Annotated in this window: 18 protein-coding genes, 1 tRNA gene and 1 other RNA gene; 10 read left to right on the top strand and 10 right to left on the bottom strand. The window is 66.0% G+C overall.

The genetic code is table 11. The annotated features are described in order from the left end of the window. Positions 1 to 114: 114 nt before the first annotated feature. Positions 115 to 1,812: a S8 family peptidase gene (locus M0D43_RS06445; RefSeq protein WP_252163985.1), complete on the top strand. Its 1,698-nt coding sequence runs from the start codon at positions 115 to 117 to the stop codon at positions 1,810 to 1,812. A 202-nt stretch (positions 1,813 to 2,014) separates the two neighbouring features. Here the strand turns inward: M0D43_RS06445 and ybaK are convergent, their stop codons facing one another. Then, positions 2,015 to 2,488 (bottom strand): Cys-tRNA(Pro) deacylase, encoded by a 474-nt coding sequence (gene ybaK, locus M0D43_RS06440; RefSeq protein WP_260808035.1) that lies wholly within the window; start codon positions 2,486 to 2,488, stop codon positions 2,015 to 2,017. A 4-nt stretch (positions 2,489 to 2,492) separates the two neighbouring features. Continuing rightward, positions 2,493 to 2,978, bottom strand: a complete 486-nt coding sequence (locus M0D43_RS06435; RefSeq protein ID WP_007965873.1) for an asparaginase domain-containing protein — start codon at positions 2,976 to 2,978, stop codon at positions 2,493 to 2,495. A 512-nt stretch (positions 2,979 to 3,490) separates the two neighbouring features. Between M0D43_RS06435 and M0D43_RS06430 the strand changes: the two genes are divergently transcribed. Beyond that, positions 3,491 to 4,711 (top strand): glycoside hydrolase family 30 beta sandwich domain-containing protein, encoded by a 1,221-nt coding sequence (locus M0D43_RS06430; protein ID WP_260808034.1) that lies wholly within the window; start codon positions 3,491 to 3,493, stop codon positions 4,709 to 4,711. Between the two features lie 4 nt (positions 4,712 to 4,715). Here M0D43_RS06430 and M0D43_RS06425 read toward each other — a convergent pair. The 3 genes from M0D43_RS06425 to wrbA all read right to left on the bottom strand — a co-directional run bounded on the left by M0D43_RS06425 (position 4,716) and on the right by wrbA (position 5,860). Next, a non-coding RNA gene (locus M0D43_RS06425) (sX9 sRNA) lies at positions 4,716 to 4,790 on the bottom strand. A gap of 132 nt (positions 4,791 to 4,922) precedes the next feature. Then, positions 4,923 to 5,267, bottom strand: coding sequence for a DUF2069 domain-containing protein (locus M0D43_RS06420; protein WP_252163982.1), 345 nt, complete (start codon positions 5,265 to 5,267; stop codon positions 4,923 to 4,925). Next, a complete protein-coding gene (gene wrbA / locus M0D43_RS06415; protein WP_260808033.1) occupies positions 5,264 to 5,860 on the bottom strand; it encodes an NAD(P)H:quinone oxidoreductase in 597 nt (198 codons plus the stop codon). The genes M0D43_RS06420 and wrbA overlap by 4 nt, the downstream gene beginning before the upstream one ends. Positions 5,861 to 5,971: 111 nt before the next feature. On the opposite strand from wrbA, the gene M0D43_RS06410 reads away from it, so the two are divergent. The 4 genes from M0D43_RS06410 to M0D43_RS06395 all read left to right on the top strand — a co-directional run bounded on the left by M0D43_RS06410 (position 5,972) and on the right by M0D43_RS06395 (position 9,438). Next, a complete protein-coding gene (locus M0D43_RS06410) occupies positions 5,972 to 7,249 on the top strand; it encodes a YihY family inner membrane protein (RefSeq protein ID WP_252163980.1) in 1,278 nt (425 codons plus the stop codon). Continuing rightward, on the top strand, positions 7,246 to 7,857 hold the full coding sequence (locus M0D43_RS06405) for a TlpA family protein disulfide reductase (RefSeq protein ID WP_101362527.1): 612 nt from the start codon (positions 7,246 to 7,248) through the stop codon (positions 7,855 to 7,857). The genes M0D43_RS06410 and M0D43_RS06405 overlap by 4 nt, the downstream gene beginning before the upstream one ends. Then, the gene (locus M0D43_RS06400; RefSeq protein WP_101362526.1) at positions 7,857 to 8,123 is read left to right on the top strand and encodes an acylphosphatase; all 267 of its coding nucleotides are present in this window, start codon (positions 7,857 to 7,859) and stop codon (positions 8,121 to 8,123) included. The genes M0D43_RS06405 and M0D43_RS06400 overlap by 1 nt, the downstream gene beginning before the upstream one ends. Before the next feature lie 85 nt (positions 8,124 to 8,208). Then, entirely contained in the window at positions 8,209 to 9,438 is a 1,230-nt protein-coding gene (locus M0D43_RS06395; RefSeq protein WP_252163978.1) for a hypothetical protein, read from the top strand. On the opposite strand, the gene ppk2 is transcribed toward M0D43_RS06395, so the two are convergent. From ppk2 to hemA, 5 genes are all read right to left on the bottom strand, one after another. After that, positions 9,420 to 10,202 carry a polyphosphate kinase 2 gene (gene ppk2 / locus M0D43_RS06390; protein ID WP_252163977.1) on the bottom strand — a complete coding sequence of 261 codons (783 nt, stop codon included), beginning with the start codon at positions 10,200 to 10,202 and terminating at the stop codon, positions 9,420 to 9,422. The genes M0D43_RS06395 and ppk2 overlap by 19 nt on opposite strands. A 32-nt stretch (positions 10,203 to 10,234) precedes the next feature. After that, positions 10,235 to 10,753: a molybdenum cofactor biosynthesis protein B gene (gene moaB / locus M0D43_RS06385; protein ID WP_252163976.1), complete on the bottom strand. Its 519-nt coding sequence runs from the start codon at positions 10,751 to 10,753 to the stop codon at positions 10,235 to 10,237. A 206-nt stretch (positions 10,754 to 10,959) separates the two neighbouring features. Beyond that, the gene (locus M0D43_RS06380; RefSeq protein WP_252163975.1) at positions 10,960 to 12,666 is read right to left on the bottom strand and encodes an O-linked N-acetylglucosamine transferase, SPINDLY family protein; all 1,707 of its coding nucleotides are present in this window, start codon (positions 12,664 to 12,666) and stop codon (positions 10,960 to 10,962) included. After that, positions 12,663 to 13,748 (bottom strand): peptide chain release factor 1, encoded by a 1,086-nt coding sequence (gene prfA / locus M0D43_RS06375; protein ID WP_252163974.1) that lies wholly within the window; start codon positions 13,746 to 13,748, stop codon positions 12,663 to 12,665. Before prfA ends, M0D43_RS06380 begins: the two co-directional genes overlap by 4 nt. Beyond that, complete coding sequence (gene hemA / locus M0D43_RS06370) at positions 13,726 to 15,024, bottom strand: glutamyl-tRNA reductase (RefSeq protein WP_252163973.1); 1,299 nt, start codon at positions 15,022 to 15,024, stop codon at positions 13,726 to 13,728. Before hemA ends, prfA begins: the two co-directional genes overlap by 23 nt. A 65-nt stretch (positions 15,025 to 15,089) precedes the next feature. Between hemA and M0D43_RS06365 the strand changes: the two genes are divergently transcribed. The 4 genes from M0D43_RS06365 to M0D43_RS06350 all read left to right on the top strand — a co-directional run bounded on the left by M0D43_RS06365 (position 15,090) and on the right by M0D43_RS06350 (position 18,377). Beyond that, positions 15,090 to 16,778 carry a tetratricopeptide repeat protein gene (locus tag M0D43_RS06365; RefSeq protein WP_252163972.1) on the top strand — a complete coding sequence of 563 codons (1,689 nt, stop codon included), beginning with the start codon at positions 15,090 to 15,092 and terminating at the stop codon, positions 16,776 to 16,778. After that, on the top strand, positions 16,775 to 17,428 hold the full coding sequence (gene lolB / locus M0D43_RS06360; protein ID WP_252163971.1) for a lipoprotein insertase outer membrane protein LolB: 654 nt from the start codon (positions 16,775 to 16,777) through the stop codon (positions 17,426 to 17,428). The genes M0D43_RS06365 and lolB overlap by 4 nt, the downstream gene beginning before the upstream one ends. Continuing rightward, positions 17,410 to 18,297 carry a 4-(cytidine 5'-diphospho)-2-C-methyl-D-erythritol kinase gene (ispE, locus tag M0D43_RS06355; protein WP_252163970.1) on the top strand — a complete coding sequence of 296 codons (888 nt, stop codon included), beginning with the start codon at positions 17,410 to 17,412 and terminating at the stop codon, positions 18,295 to 18,297. Before lolB ends, ispE begins: the two co-directional genes overlap by 19 nt. A 3-nt stretch (positions 18,298 to 18,300) precedes the next feature. Next, positions 18,301 to 18,377, top strand: a tRNA-Gln gene (locus M0D43_RS06350). Positions 18,378 to 18,413 lie beyond the last annotated feature (36 nt).

Here is an 18,413-nt window from a genome sequence, read left to right as displayed (position 1 = left end):
CCACCCCACGTGAGGCATGCACCATCTGCATGCCCGCACATCGGGCACGTCGCATCGCAGTAGCGTTAGCGCGTTGCCATCCGGGTTGCCAGATCCTTGGGGAGGGATGGAGTCATGTCGTATCACTCAGTTGGCGCACTGCGCCGCGTTGCATTCGTCTGCGCGTTGTCGTGCACGTTTCATGCCGTCGCTGGCGAGGTCAGTCTGCAAGGATTGAATTCCAGCAGCACGCATCAGCGCTTTATCGTCAGCTACAAGGACCGCGTCGGCAGCAGCCGGGCGACCGGGTTGTCTGCGCCATGGGGCGACATCGCGCGCGCCGTGCCGGAGGCGCACGGACGTGCGCTGGGGTTATCGGCCACGCGCCGGCTCAGTGGTGGACCGATGTTGCTGGTGGCTGACCGCAAGCTGGACCGCGTGGATTCGGAAAGCCTGATGCGGCGCCTGGCCGCGGACCCAGCCGTCAAGCGCGTGGAAGTGGACATCCTGATGCGGCCATTGCTGGTTCCCAACGACCCGGGCGTGCCACAGCAGTGGGCGATGGGCGCGACCGCCGCCAGCCTCAACATCCGTTCGGCCTGGGACCGCTCCACCGGTAAAGGCATCGTGGTGGCGGTGATCGACACCGGCATCACCAATCATCCGGACCTGGCAGCCAATGTGTTGCCCGGCTACGACTTCATCGTCGACCCGGCCACTGCGCGCGATGGCAATGCGCGCGATGCCACTGCCACCGACCAAGGCGACTGGGCTGCGGCCAACGAATGCGGACCTGGCACGTCGGCATCCAATTCCAGCTGGCATGGCACCCATGTGGCAGGCATCGTGGCGGCGGTCGGCAACAACGCGGTGGGCGTGGTCGGGACCGCGTTCAACGCCAAGATTCTGCCCTTGCGGGTGCTGGGCCGATGTGGCGGCTACATGTCCGATATCGCCGATGCGATCGTGTGGGCGGCCGGTGGCAAGGTCAACGGCGTGCCGGCCAATCCGAATCCGGCCACGGTGATCAATCTCTCGCTAGGCGGCCCCGGCACCTGCTCGGCGACGCTGAACAATGCCATCACCGCGGCGGTGACACGTGGCAGCGCGGTGGTCGTGGCCGCCGGCAACAGCAATATGGATGTCTCCACCAGTGTGCCGGCCAATTGCGCGAATGTGATCGCAGTGGCGGCCACCACGTCGGCCGGCGCCAAGGCCAGCTTCTCCAACTTCGGCAACGGCGTGGATATCGCGGCGCCCGGGCAATCGATCGTGTCTACGCTCAATACCGGAACCACGGTGCCGGGCAATCCTGCATATGCGGTCTATAGCGGCACCTCGATGGCGGCACCGCATGTGGCTGGTGTGGTGGCGCTGATGCAGTCGGTGGCCTTGAATCCGCTGACGCCGGCAACGGTGAAAGCCCTGCTCAAGGCCAGTGCACGGCCATTACCGGTGGCCTGCACGCAGGGGTGCGGGGCAGGGCTGGTGAATGCTGATGGCGCAGTGGCGGCGGTGATCGCTTCGACCACGTTGACCAGCAATGCGGCACGCACCGGACTGAGCGCAGCGCTCTCCGATTCGCTGTATTACCAAGTCAATGTGCCCGCCGGCTCACGTTCGCTCAAGGTCACGCTCGCCGGTGGCAGCGGGAATGCCGACCTCTCGGTACGTGCTGGTGCGTTACCAACCGATGCCGCGTACAGCTGCCGCAGCATGTTGCCGGGCAATGGCGACAGCTGCACGCTGGCGGCGCCGGCAGCGGGTGTCTACTACGTGCGCTTGAAGGCAACGCTGGGCTTTTCCGGCGTTAGCGTCACCGCAGCGTATTGAGTGACCTCGGCGCGGTGTTGCTGGCGCGCCGACAGATGCTGATGAACGCTGGAGTGCGGCAGTCGTCAGCGCATGCGTGCAGTGTGGCGTGAGATCGGCTGGGTGTCGGAGTCCAAGCAGATGATCGACCGTGATGCATCGCGCGAGTCGATTGCTGAGGCAGTGACGCGCGCGCACAGGCACGCGTGTCGTGGTTAGGTGTTCATTCGCACAGTGCGCACGCGCGTGCGGCGAGTGCATGCAACAGCTGGGCGCCCGGCAATTCCAGCAGCAACCCACGCTGGCCGGCATTGATCCATAGCGCGGGTGCGTCCAGTGCCGTGGTTTCGACCAGCACTGGCGCTTGCCGTTGCTGGCCGAGCGGACTGATACCGCCGACCTTGTAGCCGGTGCGACGCTCGGCATCGGCCACCTCCATCATGCGTGCCGACTTGCCGCCGCAGGCGCTGGCCAATTTCTTCAACGACACCCGGCGGTCGCATGGGATCACCACGCAGACCGCCTTGTCGTCGACCCAGGCCATCAGCGTCTTCAACACCGTGTGCGGCTGCAGGCCCAATGCATGTGCGGCTTGCAATCCCTTCGCATCAGCATCGGCCTGATAGTCGTACGGGTGCAATACGTAACGCATGCCCGCAGCCTCCAATGCCTTGGTCGCGCGGGTGGCCTTGCTCATGGCGTCAAACCGATTCGAAGCGGTTGGCGGCTACGTTCTTGCGCACCTTTTCCGGATTCCAGATGCGGCCGTTCATGGCAATGTAGACGCCTGCCGGCAGCGATTGCACCGCACCGACTGCGCAACCGATATTGAATTCGGCGTCCGAGCCGCGGAAGCGCGCCGGGTTCAACGCACCGGTCATCACGATGGTCTTGTCGGCGATCGTCTGCAGCACCTTGCCGGTCTCCACCATCGAATCGGTGCCGTGGGTGATCAGCACGTGGCGGGTGGGCTGGGCGGCGATGGTGGCGCGGATCAGCTCGCGATCGGCATCGGTGATGTGCAGCGAATCCTTGCGGATGATCGGAATCACCGAAAAACGGAAGGTCACGCCCAGTTCTTTCAAGATCTGGCCGATCTGCGGGTCGCCGATCTGGTAGTCCGATTTATCGTCGAAGTAGATCTTGTCGATCGTGCCACCGGTGGTGACGATCAGGAGGTCTTCCATTGCTACGAATCCTGTAGGGCAAACGCGGTGCAGGCCGCGTGCGGGTCGCCATGATACCGCCCGGCCAGGAGGCTGGCAGTCAGGTGGCGATCGCAATAAACGGGAGTGGTCGAGACTTGCGCTTGGTTGCCCAAGGTGTGGCGGCGCTGCATCCGAGTGAGACGACGTGGCGCAGTCGTACGCCGACACGAGGCAGGGTGACTGCACGTTCGAGGCGCGGCGGGCGTTGTGCACGCTGCGCGCATCCCCGCCCATGTACCGCGCGCGCCGAGCCAGCGTGCGCGTAGAGCTGGGATTGAACGCGTTGTCTGCGCGTTGCCTGCGCCCAGCTTCCGCATGCCGCAGTGCGGAACGCACTGTGATCCACGCACTGCTCCGCTGCGCTGGGTGCGTGTGCTGCGTCACGAACTTAACAATGCGACAGTACGGAAATTGAATTGCCATTTTTGCGGTCGATAGTTGGCGGGCCGTCGGTACAACGTTGCCGTCGCCATCCCCTTCCGGAGACACTCATGAAAAAGCCCTTGTCGATGTTGCGCGCGCTCAGCTGCGCGATGGCCGTGCTGCTGGCGGGCCAAGCCGCTGCGCAGACGGTGACGATCACGCCTACGCAGACCTACCAGACAGTGCGCGGTTTCGGCGGCATGAATGGCGCCGGCTGGATCAACGACCTGACGCCAGCGCAGGTGGATCTGGCCTATGGCAGTGGTAGCGGGCAGATCGGGCTGTCGATTCTGCGCATGCGTATCGACCCGTCCAGCTCAGGCTGGGCAACCCAGGTGCCCACGGCGACGCGCGTGCGTGCGCTGGGCGGGCTGGTGTTCGCAAGCCCGTGGACGCCGCCGGCCTACATGAAGTCCAACAATAGCTTGACCAATGGCGGCAAACTGCTGCCGCGCTACTACGCCGCTTACACCCAGCACCTGCTGGATTTCTCCAATTACATGTCTGGCAAGGGAGCGCCGCTGTACGCAATTTCCCTGCAAAACGAGCCGGATTGGCATCCCGATTATGAGTCGGCCGACTGGAGTGGCAGCGACTTCGTCAACTACCTCGTGAGCGAAGGCAGCAAGTTCGGCAGCCTCAAGGTCATCGTCGGCGAGTCGGTGGGGTTCAACTTCTCCATCACCGATCCGGTCCTCAACAACGCCGCTGCCAATCAGGCCACCTCCATCGTGGCCGGCCATCTGTATGGCGCGACGCCGCGCGACTATGCCTTGGCGCGCAGCAAAGGCAAGCAGATCTGGATGACCGAGCACTACACCGACAACACCGACGGCAATGCGTGGCCGTCGGCATTGGGTGTGGCCAGTGAGGTGCACGCCAGCATGGCGGCCAATTTCAATGCCTATGTCTGGTGGTACATCCGGCGCAGCTATGGGTTGATGAGCGAAAACGGCGCAGTGAGCAAGCGCGGCTACGCGATGTCGCAGTTCGCACGCTTCGTGCGTCCCGGATCGGTGCGCATCGGCGCCACCGAGCACCCGTATTCCGATGTCTCCGTCACCGCCTACCGCACACCGGACAACAAGCTGGTGCTGGTGGCGGTCAACACCGGCACCGGCCATCAGCGCCTGGATCTGACGCTACCGTCCGGCGCTGCCGCGCAGTTCGCCAAATACAGCACCTCAAGCACACTCAATGTGGGGTTCGGCGGCAACTACAGCGTGGTCAACGGCAAGACCTCGCTGTATGTCGATCCGCAAAGCGTGACCACGCTGGTCGGAAACTGAGAGCGGCGACGAAACGCAGCGATGCGTCGTCAGGTGGGCGTGGACAGTGCGCAGGACCCGGAGTGGACACTTGGAACATGTCACCCCGAGCGCCGGCCGCGTCCGCCTGACGGTAATCGCAGGTGGTTTGTTGGGTGTTCTTAGGAGTGGCGGCCTGACGGCTTTCAATTACATGCGCTGCCACCCGCTGCATCGCGCAGCTGGGCATGCATCAGCGGGGCGGGCGTTTCTTGCCCAAGCGCGCCGCCATGCCCGGTCCGCCCACCAGTCCCACCACCGCCAGGGCAAGCAGCAGTTCCAGCCATGCCATTCCACGTGCCTGGGGCTGGCTCCAGGCGGCCATGACGCCGTGGCTGAACCAGCCCAGCGCAAACACGCCTGCCCAGAAGCGTGCACGCGCGCTGCGCACCGCCAGTACACCGGTCAGCGCGGCCGGCAGCACGAAGACGATGAGCGCGGCGAGCGGGCGGGGATCGTCGTGAAACCAGGCCGCGAACAACGTCGCCAGTGCCAGCAGCGTGGCGCTCAGCAGCCAATGCATGACGCGCACGTTCACGGGCTTGCCAGCCGCCGCGCGATATCGGCCACCCGGCGGCCCAGCGCACGCGCCAGCAGCGCTTCGTCCTCGCTCGGTTGCGGGTCGCCGCCGGCGCCGGAGACATGGCTGGCGCCATAGGGCGTGCCGCCGCTGGTGGTATGGCTGAGCGCCGGCTCGGTGAACGGGATGCCGACGATCAGACAGCCGTGATGCAGCAGCGGCAGGTGCATCGACAGCAAGGTGGATTCCTGCCCGCCATGCATCGATGCAGTGGAGGTGAACACGCCGGCTGGTTTGCCGGCCAGGGTGCCGCTGGCCCATTCGGCGCCCAGGCCGTCGAGGAAATGCTTCATCGGCGCGGCCATGTTGCCGAAGCGGGTGGGGCTGCCCAGCAATAGGCCGCTGCACTCGGCCAGATCGGCGCGGTCCACGTATGGAGCGCCTTCGTCCGGCACCGGCGGGGCGCTGGTCTGGGTGACCGCAGCCACCGGCGGCACGGTGCGCAGTCGCGCGCTGATGCCGGGCACTTCGCCGATGCCGCGCGCGATCTGCCGCGCCAGCCGCGCCACCGAACCGCCCCGGCTGTAATACAGCACCAGAATCTCCGCCATCGTGTCGTTGCCGCCTGTGTGAGTTGCCGCAGTATCGACCAAGCCAGCCCGTTGCTGCACGCTGCAGGCGCGGCAAGGCCGCGAGGATGGCGCATCGGGTACCCTTGCGCGATGTCGCGTGTAAACAAACTCCACCAATGGAAAGAACGTCTGCGCGACCGTGCGCGGACGGTGAGCTTCGGGCGCTTTCTGTGGCGCCGCTTTCTCGACGACCGGCTATTCCAGGCCGCTGCCTCGCTCGCCTACACCACCGTGTTCGCGCTGGTGCCATTGGCGATCGTGGTGTTCGGTGTGTTGTCGGCATTTCCGGCCTTCAACGAGTGGAAGGACGCGCTGACCGACTTCATCTTCAATAATTTCGTGCCCGGCGCCGCGCGCTCGGTGCAGAACTATCTCAACCGCTCGCTGGAAGACCTGGGCAAGTTCACCGTGGCCGGTATGGTCGCGCTGGTGGCCTCGCTGCTGATCACCCTGCACAGCATCGAGCAGACCTTCAACAGCATCTGGCGGGTGGCAGCCGCCCGGCCCAAGGTGACGCGTTTCCTGATTTACTGGACGGTGCTCACCCTGGGCACGATGCTCGCCGCCGCCTCGATGGCAATGGCCGCCTATGTGTTCGCGCTGCCGCTGTTCCGCACCACCGAAGGCCAATGGCTGGCCGAATTCGCCTGGCGGCTGGCGCCGATGGCGGTGGAGTTCGTCTGTATCGTACTGATCTACCGCGTGGTGCCGCAGCACGTGGTGCGGCTGCGGCACGCGCTGCCGGGCGCGCTGCTGGCGGTGATCCTGATGGAAATCGTCAAATGGGGCTTCGGCTTCTATCTGGGAAATTTCCAGACCTATCAACGCATCTACGGCGCACTGTCGGCGCTGCCGATCCTGCTGTTGTGGATCTACCTGAGCTGGGTCTCGGTGCTGCTGGGCGCCTCGCTGGCATCGTCGATGTCGGCGTTTCGCTATCAGCCCGAAGCCATGCGCCTGCCGCCGGGTTTCGAAATCTACGGCCTGTTGCGTCTGCTCGGCCGGTTCCGTCAGGCGCGCATCCACGGCGAAGGTCTGGACGAAGACCGCATCCTGGCGCTGGAACCCATGCTCACCGACACGCTGATGCAGGAGTTGCTGTGCGAACTCAAACGCATCCGCCTGCTGCGGCGCGACGAGCGCGGCCAATGGCTGTTGGCGCGCGACCTGGACGTGGTGCCATTGGCCGAGCTCTACGAAAACTGCCAATTGCGCGTGCCGATCGAAGACCGCCCGCTGCCATGCCGCGACGACGCCTACGGCCAGGCCGCCGCCGCCGCGCTGGAACAATTGCGTCAACCGTTGCGCGGCGTGCTGGCGCAACCGGTCGGCGACCTTTACACCCACCTTCCCGGAGATCCTCCATGACTGTGCGTCTTGTCCGCGGCGCCTGTGCGCTGCTGTTGCCATTGATGTTGCTGACCGCCTGCAAGCCCGCCAACGAGGGCACCCCCGCCGCCGGCAACGATGCCGTGCCTGCTGCCGCCACCCAGGCGCCGACTGCGCCGGCCAAGCCCGCCGACCCGGCCGCACCGCCCAACAGCTCGGTGGTGCAGCAGACCGCCGAAATGCCCAAGCTCTCGCTGCCGACCGTGACCGGCGAGACCTACGACCTGACTGCGCATCGCGGCAAATGGGTGGTGGTGAACTTCTGGGCCACCTGGTGCGCCCCGTGTCTGAAGGAAATGCCCGAGCTGTCGGCGCTGCACACCATGCGCGACACCATCGAAGTGGTGGGTCTGGCCTATGAAGACATCACCAGTGCCGACATGCAGGCATTTTTGAAGGACCACCCGGTCTCGTATCCGATCGCGATCCTTGACCCGTATCAGCCGCCACAGGACTTCGCCACGCCGCGCGGCCTGCCGATGACCTATCTGATCGGTCCGGACGGTAAGGTTGCCAAGCAATTCCTCGGCCCGGTCACTGCGCGCGATATCGAAGCCGCCGTCGGCATCACCGGCAAGGCGGGTTAATGCAGGGGGCGCGTTTCGTGGTGAGCGGGGTGGTGCAGGGTGTGTGGTATCGCGCTTCCACCCGCGAACGCGCGGTCGCACTCGGCCTGGTTGGGCATGCGCGCAACCAGGCGGACGGCAGCGTGGAAGTGGTCGCCGCCGGCAGTGCGGCGGCGCTGGAGGCCTTGGAAGCATGGCTGTGGCAGGGCCCGCCTGCCGCGACGGTCGAGGCGGTGACGCGCACGCCGTGCGCCGTTGCGCCGACTGAAGACTTTGTAACTGGATGAGCGTGCGCCACTGAAGCAGGCCAACAGAGTTGGATTGCCTCGCCGATAACCCTGTCAACGCGATCAGGCGTGTACGGGGAATGTAATGGCCGCTCCATCTCAAGACCGCAACGACGGGCATGACCTGCCCGCCCATCGCCACAACCGCCAGATGGCGCAGCTGGCACCGTGGCTGTATCTCGGTGTCCTGCTGGGCAGCGGCTGGTTGTTGTTTCTGCACCCGCAAACCCGCGTGCTGCAGCCCGAACAGGCATCAACCAGCTGGCTGCTGGCCTGGATCTTCGGCGGCATCGTCGTCGGCGCGGTGGTCTGGAGCCTGCGTCTGGCACGCCAGGGGCTGGCTCAGCCCTCGGCAAGCTACCCGTTGTCGGCACGCCTGCCCGATTCGTGGGCCGATGCCTATGCCGCGCTCCTGCGTCCGGCCACCGCAGCCCCGTTTGCCGCGGCCAGGCCGGACCCGGCCAGCGCCCAGCGCGGCGCAGCCTGGCACCGCTTCGGCGGCGGCATGCTCAGCGCGGAAACGTTCGACCCCAACGACGCCACCCGTGCGCCGTGGGACGGGCTGGATGCGCAGTCCTGCATCGTGCGCCTGGACGATCTGCGCCAAGCCTGGCACAACGCCGCCGCCAACCGCACGCTGCAGCAGGAACGTCGCTACTGGCTGGATGTGGTGCTGTCGCTGCTCGACCACGGCGTGATGCGACCGCTGCAGGACGGTTATCTGCCCGACACCGCTGCGCTGCGCACCGAACGTTTCCTGCTCGGTGCCGATGCCGGCCCGATCGTGCTGTCCGAAGTGCCGGCGCTGTTTGCCCGGCGTCTGGCGCTGGCCATCGAAGCGATGCCGACCGCCCAGCGCGAGGCCGCTGGCGTGCAATGGCGTCTGCTGCAGCAGCTGCACGCGCTGGTCGCCGAAGGCCGCATGCTGGACGAGCGTTCGCAGGTGATCCAGGTGCTGGCATGGAACCCTGATGTGGACCTGGACCAGGTCGAAGTGGCCTACATCCTGGCCGCCGAATACCGCCAAGGCATGCGCGACTGGCTACGCCGTGCCGCACTGGTGCGCCTGCCCGACAGCGCATTGCGTCTGGACGAGGTGTTGCTGTCGTCCTGCAGCCCGCTCGGTGCGCAGGCCGATGACGTCGACTACATGGAGGCGATGCGCCCGTTGCATCGCGGCTTCATGCAGTTGTTCAGTCAGCGCCTGAGCCAGTTGGTGCTGCAGGCCGAGCAGGCCGAACGTCAGGCCGGCCTGCATCCGCTGCCGCGTGCTACTGCGGCCAGCGACGAACTCTCTCAGGATTGGGCGGCGTAATCGTCGATCGGTTCCAGAACGCCATAGCGTTCCTTGTGCAGCTTGCCGGGCAATGGCGGCAGCTGCACCAACGTATCGGGCACTGCAGTGTCCGGTAGCCGGTCCAGCAAATCGCGGATCAGGCTCAAGCGGCCCCGTTTCTGGTCGTTGAAATCCACCAGCGTCCACGGTGCATCGGGCGTATGCGTCGCTTCCAGCATACGTTCGCGCGCAGCGGTGTAGTCGTCGTATTTGGCGCGTGACTGCAGGTCGACCGGCGACAGCTTCCAGCCCTTGAGCGGATCTTCGCGGCGTTCGGCAAAACGCTTTTCCTGCTCGGCCTGGTCCACGCACAACCAGTACTTGAACAGCAGGATGCCGTCGTCGACCAGCATCTGTTCGAAACGCGGTGTCTGCTCCAGGAACAGGTCGTATTGCGCGTCGGTGCAATAGCCCATCACCTTTTCGACGCCAGCGCGGTTGTACCAGCTGCGATCCATCAGCACCAATTCGCCGGCCGCCGGCAAGTGCGTCACGTAGCGCTGGAAATACCACTGCGTGCTTTCACGATCATTAGGCTTGGGCAGCGCTACCACACGGCATTGGCGCGGGTTGAGGTGGCTGGCGATGGTCTGGATCACGCCGCCCTTGCCGGCGGTGTCGCGACCTTCCATCAGCACCAGGGCACGCTGGTTGGTGTGGCGCAGCCAACGCGCCATGTTGACCAGCTCCAATTGCATCGGCGCCAGCAACTTTTTGTAAGCCTTGCGTTTCAGGTGCGACATGCGCGTTCCAGCAACAGTGAACAGCGCGCAGGCTATTGCCCCAGGCGTGGACGCAATGTCGCCAGATTGCAGGGTTTGGTGCGCGCATCCAGCTGGGCACGCACAATCTTTTCCCATGCTGTGCGGCAGGCCGAGGTGGAGCCGGGCAGGCAGAACACGAAGCTGTGATTGGCAAGCCCGGCAAACGCGCGCGACTGCAACGAGGAGGTGCCGATTTCGTCCACGCTGATCGCGCGGAACATCTCGCCGAACCCAGGCATGACCTTGTCCAGCAGCGGGGTGATCGCTTCCGGGGTGCTGTCGCGTCCCGTGAAGCCGGTGCCACCGGTGATCAGGATGCCGTCGACCGCCGCATCGGCGATCCAGCCGGACACGATCGCACGCATGCGGTAACGGTCGTCGGGGCAGAGTGCACGTTCGTGCAGAACGTGACCTTCGTGGGTGAGGGCATCGGCCAGGTAATCGCCGGAGCGGTCATCGGCCAGCGTGCGGCTGTCGGACACGGTCAGTACGCACAGGCGCAGGGGGATGAAGTCGAGAGTGGAAGGCATGCACGCAGCCTAGCGAGCCTGGACGGCCGGGTACAGCGCCGCGGTGTGAAGTTGCACGCAGCGCCTAACCGCCAGGCATTGACCGACGTGTTGCTGTAGCCCCTCTCCCGCCGGGAGAGGGGTGAGGGTATGGTTAGCCAGTGCTATTGCCGCACACTTACCCTCATCCGGCGCGACGCGCCACTTTCTCCCGATGGGAGAGACGTCTAAACCCCCAGCCATCCACTACGCTGTGCAACGTCCCGCAGCAGCGCGGCCAGATCATCAGCAAATCCGTCCATGTTAAAAACGCCACTGCACAGGCGTTGCTCCGCCAAGCGCACGCGTACGCCACCCAAGGCATCCGCATCGCTCGCCAACGCAATCGCCTTGGCCACAAACGCAGCGTCGTCGGCCACGTTCATCTCTTCCATCCCCAGGTGCTGGTTGAGGCTACCCGCCACCCGTGCGGCAAACGTCTCGCCGGGCGTGGTCAGCACCGGGCAACCCGCCCATAACGCATCGGAGGCGGTGGTATGCGCGTTGTATGGATGCGTATCCAGAAACAGATCGGCGTGTCGGTAACGTGCCAGATACTGCGGGTGGGGCAATTTCGGCATGAAGACCAGGCGCTGCGCATCCACGCCCTGCGCCTGTGCTGCCGCACGCAAGCGCGCATCGGCCTGGCCCGGCCCCGACAATAACCACAGCACACTGCCGGGTACCGCACGCAATACCGCCAGCATGCGCGCCATGCTGCGTGGATTGAGTTTGTAGCTGTTGTTGAAGCAGCACAACACCACGCCGTGCTCAGGCAGGCCGCATTGCGCGCGTGATGGCGGCTCGGCAAGCGTGCGCGAGGTGTCAGAGGGCTGAAACACGCGCGGCAGGCGCAGGACTTTTTCGCTGTAAAACGGCTCCAGCGATGGGGGCAATGCGAATGCATCGCCCAACACATAGTCCATCCACGGCGCGCCCGAGGTGCCTGGATACGCCAGCCAGTTGAGCTGTACCGCTGCCGGTCGTAACGCAAAGACTTCCGGGCGTCCGCCACCGCCCCAGCCGCGCAGATCGAACAGCAGATCGATGCCCTGGTCGCGGATGTGCTGCGCGGTTGCTAGATGCCCCCGCGTGGTGACGTCGTGGATGCGCGTCGCCGTTGCCAGGCGTGCACGAAGCTCGCTGCCATCGTCACGGCTGGTCGCAAATAGATGCACTTGCATGTCCGGCTGGCGGCGTTGCAACGCTTCGAACAAGGCCACGGTCAGCAACCCGGTGGGGTGCGCGCCAAAGCCGTCGGAGACGAAGCCGAGCTGCAGTGCGCCGCGGCTGCGCACCGGTGCCGCTGGCAGCGGGCGCAGGGAGGCGGCAATCCCCTGCGCACGCGTGCGGGCACAGGCCAGTTGCTCGGCCGCAGTGGCGTCTTCGCTCAGGAACGCGAACGGCTCCACCGCCGCTGCGCCGTGCGCCACGGCGTTGCGGACCTGCGCGGCCAAGACATCCAGATCGCGCCAATCGCATAAACGACGGCGCCAGTTGAGCAGCTGCGCGGCGATGTACGGCTCGTCGGGCAGCAACTGATGCGCGCGCGTGTAAGCGGCCGCCGCCTGCTCGGGTTGGCCTGCATCTTCGAGCGCATGTCCAAGCCACAAGGCGATGCCCGGGTGCTGCGGCACCCGGTCCGAGGCCTGCTGCAGCAACGTGGCGGCTTCTACATGGCGCTGCTGCGCCCAGCGTACCCGGCCCAACCGTGCCACCGCTTCCGGATGCCCTGGATACAGCACCAGCGCGCGCTGCACGGCGGCTTCGCCGGCAGCGGTAACGCCCATGCCGAGCTCGGCATCGGCCAGCATCAACCAGGCGACGAAATCGCCGGGCTGGCGTCGCACTGCCTCGCGCAGCTGCAACAGCTCGCGCGGGACTTGCGCACTCATGGGCTGTCGCTTAACCGTGCCAGTTCGTCGGCTTGATGCTCGTGTAGCAGCCGCGCGATCAATGCATCCAGATCGCCTTCGATGATGTTGGGCAGGTCGTACAAGGTCAGCCCTTCGACGCGATGATCGGTGATGCGGCCCTGCGGAAAGCTGTAGGTGCGGATGCGCTGGCTGCGATCGCCGCTGCCCACCTGCAACTTGCGCGTCTGCGCCTCGGCCGCTGCGGCCTTGCTACGTTCGGCTTCCACCAACTGCGCTTTCAGCCGCTTCATCGCCTTGTCGCGATTGGCGTGCTGGCTGCGCTCGGTCTGGCATTCCACCACCACGCCGCTGGGCACGTGGGTGATGCGGATCGCCGATTCGGTCTTGTTGACGTGCTGGCCGCCTGCACCGGACGAGCGAAACGTATCCACCTTCAGATCGGCCGGATTGATCACGATTTCTTCCACGTCATCGGCTTCGGGAATGATGGCCACCGTCGCGGCCGAGGTGTGGATACGGCCCTGCGATTCGGTCGCCGGCACGCGTTGCACGCGATGGGTGCCGGATTCGAATTTCAGGCGCGAATACGCACCGCGTCCGACCACGCGCGCCACCACTTCCTTGTAGCCGCCGTGTTCGCCGGGGCTGTCGGATTCGATTTCCACCTTCCATCCCTGGCGTTCGGCGTAGCGCGCGTACATGCGGAACAGATCGCCGGCAAAGATCGCCGCTTCGTCGCCGCCGGTGCCAGCGCGTACTTCCAGAAACAGGTTGCCGTCGTCGCGTGGGTCGCGCGGTACCAGCAGCAATGCCAGCTGCGCGTCGAGTTCTTCCAGGCGCGCCTGTGCGGCGGCGATTTCCTCTTCGGCCAGCTCGCGCATTTCCGGGTCGCTGCGCATGGCTTCGGCTGCGGCCAGGTCGGCCTTGGCGCGCGCCTCGTCTTCCAGCGCCACCGCGACCGGCTCCAGTTGCGACAGTTCGCGCGACAACGTGCGGAACTTGTCGTTGTTATTGACCACGTCTGGGTCGGAGAGCAGGTGCTGCAGTTCTTCGCGGCGCTCGGCCAGCGCTTCGAGCTTACGGCGCAGGGTCGGCGTCATCGGTCCTCACGATCGGGGTAGCTATAGGGGGATGTTGATAACCCGGTTTTTCCGGAAACAGCCGGTCGGCTGCAGTGGTCAAATCCAGGTCGTTGTTGCGCGCTGCATCGCGCAGTGCGGCAGTGGGCGGATGCAGCAAGCGGTTGGTCAGTGCGTGCGCCAACTGCTCCAGCACTTCGTCGGCTGGTTTGCCGTTGTGCAATTGCTGGCGCGCTTTGGCCAGCAGTTCGTCGCGGGTGCTGTCGCCGAACGCGCGCAAGCGCTTGAGCGGCGCCTGGCGCGCGTTGGCCTGCACGGTTTCGACATAGCGCGCCACCTGCAGGTCGATGATGGCTTCGGCCTGGTCGGCGGCTTCGCGTCGGCCGCGGCGGTTGTCTTCCACCGCGCGTTCCAGATCGTCCACCGTGTACAGGTAGGCATCGCTCAACTCGCCCACCGAGGCCTCGATATCGCGTGGCACTGCTAGGTCGAACAGCAGCATCGGTTTGCGTTTGCGCGTGCGCAACGCCTGTTCCACCTGCATGCGGGTCACCAGCGGCTCGCGTGCAGCGGTGGCCGAGAACACCACGTCGGCTTCGGCCAGGTGGCGTTCCAGATCGGTCAGCGGCAGCGCGTAACCGCCGTGCTGGCTGGCCAGCGTCTGCGCATGCGCAAGTGTGCGGTTGGCGATCAGCAGGCGGCGCACGCGGCCTTCGCTCAAATGCTTGGCCGCCAGTTCGATGGTCTCGCCGGCGCCGATCAGCAGCACCGTGGATTCGTTGAGCCGGGCAAACGATTCCTGCGCCAGCCGCACCGCGGTGGACGCCACCGAGACTGGATTGGCGCCGACGCGGGTATCGGTACGCGCACGCTTGGCCACCGAAAAGGTCTGCTGGAATAGCCGGTCCAGGCCGCTGCCCAGCGCACCATGTGCGCGCGCCACCGCCCAGGCGTCCTTCACCTGACCCAGGATCTGTGGCTCGCCCAGCACCATCGAGTCCAGCCCGGTGGCGACGCGGAACAGGTGGCGCACCGCCTCGGCCTCCTGGTGCTGGTACAGATAACCGCTCAGCCCGGGCGCATGCGTTTCCAGCCAGTTGACCAGGCTGTGCGCCTCGTCGGCCATCGCATACAACTCGGTGCGGTTGCAGGTGGACAGCAGCGCTGCCTCGCTCACCTGCGGTAGCGCACGCAACGATTCGAGCGCGCGCGGCAGCGCGTCACCTGCGAACGCCGCGCGTTCGCGCAGGTCCACAGGTGCGGTCTGGTGATTCAGTCCGAGCACCCACAACGTCATTGTTCAGTTGCTTGCGATAAGCTGGCCGCCATTCAGGGCCCCATTTTACGGCCCGGTTGCCCCCGATGCCTGTACCGATTCGCATCCTGAGTGTTCTTCTGCTGGTCGCAGTCTCCGCCAGTGCCACCGCAGTACCCAAGAAAGCACTGCCCGCTCCGCCGACCGGCAGTGCCGGCGCCACCTCGCTGGAACCCGTGCTGGCCGGCGAATTCGCCTTGCAGGCCGGACAGCTGGACGATGCCGCGCGTGCCTACCTGGACGCTGCCAAGGCCGAAGCCGGCGATGCCGGGCTCGCCGAGCGCGCCGCCCGCATCGCCATGCTGGCCAATGACGACCCGCGCGCGATCGAAGCGTTGGCGCTATGGCGCGCTCGCGCGCCGTCGTCGATGTCCATGCGCAGCACCGAGGCCTCGCTGGCCCTGCGCCGCAATGAGCTGCGCACCGCCCGCCGCGATCTGCTGGGCCTGCTCAAGGAGCCCGATCCGCGCGGCTGGCGCTTTGCGTTGATCGCGCTGGCCAACGGCGGCCGCGAGCCGGAAGCCTCGGCCGACGTGCTCGAAGACCTGGTCAAGGCCGGTGCCATCCCGAATCAGATCGAAGCCTGGCAGGAATTTGGCCGGCTCGCGCTGCGCATGGAGCGTCCGGCGCTGGCCAAGCGCATCGTCGACGAAGTGGTGCGCCGCTTCCCCGAAGAGCCGCGCGTAGCCTTGTTGCACGCCACCCAGCTGCAGCAGGAAGGCAAGAACGACGAAGCGCTGGCGCTGCTGAAGAACATCGAGCCGAAGGCGGTCAAGGATTCGGAGCTGCGCGGCGCGTTGGCCTTTGCCTACGACGCCATGGGCCAGACTGAAGCCGCCGCGCGCGTGCTCTCGACTGGACCGCAGGACACTCAGACCTACGGCTTGCGCGCCTCGATGCTGGCCAAGGAAAAAGACCGCAGCTCGCTAGAGGCGCTGTACGGCGAGCTGAAAAGCAATGCCACCAAGCCCGATCCGGACCGCCGCCTGCTGCTGGGCAAGATCGCCGAATTCCTCAAGCGTTACGACGAGGCGGTGGAGTGGTATCGCGGCGTGCCGGGTGGCCCGCAGGTGAGCGAGGCGCGTCTGCGCGCCGCCAGCGCGTTGTACGAACTGGGCCGCAAACCCGAAGCGCTTGCCGAAGCGCGTGCTCTGCAGGGCGACGCTAGTGCCGACGATGACGCCCGCCGCGACGCCTACGTGCTCGAAGCCGAGCTGCATCAGCGGGCCGACGATGCGCCTGGTGAGCTGGACGCTTTCGAACGTGGCTTGGCGGCTTATCCGGACGACAGTGCGCTGCTGTACGCCCGCGGCCTGGCCTGGGAGCGGCGCGACGACGTGGCGCGCGCCGAGGCCGACCTGCGCAAGATCCTGGTCGCCGAGCCGGAAAATGTCGCGGCCTTGAACGCGCTGGGCTACACCCTGGCCGATCGCACCACTCGCTACAAGGAAGCGCTGGCGCTGATCGACCGTGCCCGCACCGCCGACCCGGACAACCCGGCCATCGTCGACAGCTACGGCTGGGTGCTGTACCGCATGGGCCGCACCAAGGAAGCCCTGGTGCAGCTGCGCCGCGCCTGGGCGCTGGTCAAGGACCCGGAAATCGCCGCGCATGTGGGCGAAGTCCTCTGGGTCAGCGGCAAGCAGGAAGAGGCGCGGCGTTACTTCGACGAAGCGCGCCGCCTCGACCCGGACAACCGTGCGCTGCAACGCGCTGTGGAAAAGTTCGGGCTATGAGCACGGCGTTCCGAACGCTGGGCCTGAGCGGGCTGGTGCTGGTCGGGCTGTCGGCGTGCGTCAGTGTGCCGCGCGGGCAGGGCAGTGGCGCGGCGGTAGTCGAGCAAGTCTCCGATAGCGCCCGTCAGGCCGAAGCCGCCCGCCAAGCCTGGCTGCAGGCGCATCCCAACTGGTCGTTCCAGGGTCGGGTGGCGATCAGCAAGGACCGCAATGGCGGTAGCGGCCGCATCGACTGGCAGCAGGAGGGCCCGCGCTACCGCGTACAACTCAGCGCACCGGTCACCCGGCAAAGCTGGGTGCTCACCGGCGATACCGCCAGCGGCGCCGGCCGGCTGGAAGGGCTGGACGGCGGCCCGCGTAGCGGCCCCGATGCAGAGCAGGTATTGCTGGAAGCAACCGGCTGGACGATTCCGGTCAATCAGATGCCGGACTGGGTGCGCGCGCTGCGCATCGCCGACGCTGGGGCGGCGCGTGTCGACCTGGATGCCGCCGGGCGCCCGCGTACCGTGCAGCAGGATGGCTGGACGATCGACTTTCTGGCCTGGACGCCCGCCAGCGCCGAGCAGCCCGAGCTGCCGCAGCGGATCGAAGCCCGTAACGGTGAGGCCAAGGTGCGTCTGCTGGTCGATCAATGGACCGTATCCCCCTGATGGACGCGCCGGGCAATGATTGGTCGGCGTGGCCTGCGCCAGCCAAGCTCAATCTGTTTTTGCAGATCACCGGGCGCCGCGCCGATGGCTACCACCTGCTGCAGACCGTGTTCCGCCTGCTGGATTGGGGGGATACCATTCATCTTCGCCTGCGCAGCGATGGCCGGATCCTGCGCATTGGCGAGAGTTTGCCTGGCGTGGCCGAAGACGATGACCTGGTGATCCGCGCCGCGCGCCTGCTGCAATCGGCAGCCGGCGCTGGGTCGGGTGCGGAGATTCGGATCGATAAGCGCATTCCCGCTGGCGGCGGTTTCGGTGGGGGCTCCTCGGACGCGGCGACCGTGCTGGTGGCGCTCAATGCCTTGTGGGGCTTGGGTCTGGCGGCGGAGGTGCTGGCCGAATTGGGCCTTCAGCTGGGTGCGGATGTGCCGGTCTTCGTGCGCGGCCGCAATGCCTGGGCCGAAGGCGTGGGCGAACAGCTGACCCCGATTGCCCTCCCGGAAGCGTCTTATCTGCTGGTCGATCCGGGCGTTCATGTGCCGACACCGGTGTTATTTCGATCACAGGAATTGACGCGGGATGCTGCGCCCGCGAAAATAGCGGACTTCGCTTCCGGTTCTCTGCTCGACAATGCGTTCGAGCCGGTTCTGCGGCGCCGCGAACCCGCCGTTGAGGCAGTGTTCCAGGCGCTTTCCAGGGTCGGCGCACCGCGATTGACCGGGTCGGGAAGTGGCTGTTTCGTCGAATTCGCCACGCGCGCTGCTGCAGAGCAGGCCCTGGCGCAGTTGCCGGGCAGTCTGCGGGCGTGGGTGGTGGAGGGTGCAGCGCACTCACCATTGCTCGACGCACGGGACGCGATGAAGTTTTGATGCAGGGGCGTCGCCAAGAGGCCCAAGGCACCAGGTTTTGATCCTGGCATTCGTAGGTTCGAATCCTACCGCCCCTGCCAGTTTGTCGAGAAAAGTCAGGTCCACCCGCAAGAGTT

This window comes from Xanthomonas prunicola (assembly GCF_025266575.1).
GTDB lineage: Bacteria > Pseudomonadota > Gammaproteobacteria > Xanthomonadales > Xanthomonadaceae > Xanthomonas > Xanthomonas prunicola.
Note: the sequence above shows the minus strand (reverse complement) of the source record. Positions and strands in the feature narration are given on the sequence as shown.

Coding starts and splice junctions, on each gene's coding strand:
- M0D43_RS06410 (WP_252163980.1), top strand. CDS start 5,972: ATGTCGCGTGTAAACAAACTCCACCAATGGAAAGAACGTCTGCGCGAC.
- M0D43_RS06430 (WP_260808034.1), top strand. CDS start 3,491: ATGAAAAAGCCCTTGTCGATGTTGCGCGCGCTCAGCTGCGCGATGGCC.
- M0D43_RS06405 (WP_101362527.1), top strand. CDS start 7,246: ATGACTGTGCGTCTTGTCCGCGGCGCCTGTGCGCTGCTGTTGCCATTG.
- M0D43_RS06445 (WP_252163985.1), top strand. CDS start 115: ATGTCGTATCACTCAGTTGGCGCACTGCGCCGCGTTGCATTCGTCTGC.
- M0D43_RS06365 (WP_252163972.1), top strand. CDS start 15,090: ATGCCTGTACCGATTCGCATCCTGAGTGTTCTTCTGCTGGTCGCAGTC.
- M0D43_RS06435 (WP_007965873.1), bottom strand. CDS start 2,978: ATGGAAGACCTCCTGATCGTCACCACCGGTGGCACGATCGACAAGATC.
- lolB (WP_252163971.1), top strand. CDS start 16,775: ATGAGCACGGCGTTCCGAACGCTGGGCCTGAGCGGGCTGGTGCTGGTC.
- ispE (WP_252163970.1), top strand. CDS start 17,410: ATGGACCGTATCCCCCTGATGGACGCGCCGGGCAATGATTGGTCGGCG.
- ppk2 (WP_252163977.1), bottom strand. CDS start 10,202: ATGTCGCACCTGAAACGCAAGGCTTACAAAAAGTTGCTGGCGCCGATG.
- prfA (WP_252163974.1), bottom strand. CDS start 13,748: ATGACGCCGACCCTGCGCCGTAAGCTCGAAGCGCTGGCCGAGCGCCGC.
- M0D43_RS06395 (WP_252163978.1), top strand. CDS start 8,209: ATGGCCGCTCCATCTCAAGACCGCAACGACGGGCATGACCTGCCCGCC.
- wrbA (WP_260808033.1), bottom strand. CDS start 5,860: ATGGCGGAGATTCTGGTGCTGTATTACAGCCGGGGCGGTTCGGTGGCG.
- ybaK (WP_260808035.1), bottom strand. CDS start 2,488: ATGAGCAAGGCCACCCGCGCGACCAAGGCATTGGAGGCTGCGGGCATG.
- moaB (WP_252163976.1), bottom strand. CDS start 10,753: ATGCCTTCCACTCTCGACTTCATCCCCCTGCGCCTGTGCGTACTGACC.
- hemA (WP_252163973.1), bottom strand. CDS start 15,024: ATGACGTTGTGGGTGCTCGGACTGAATCACCAGACCGCACCTGTGGAC.
- M0D43_RS06380 (WP_252163975.1), bottom strand. CDS start 12,666: ATGAGTGCGCAAGTCCCGCGCGAGCTGTTGCAGCTGCGCGAGGCAGTG.
- M0D43_RS06400 (WP_101362526.1), top strand. CDS start 7,857: ATGCAGGGGGCGCGTTTCGTGGTGAGCGGGGTGGTGCAGGGTGTGTGG.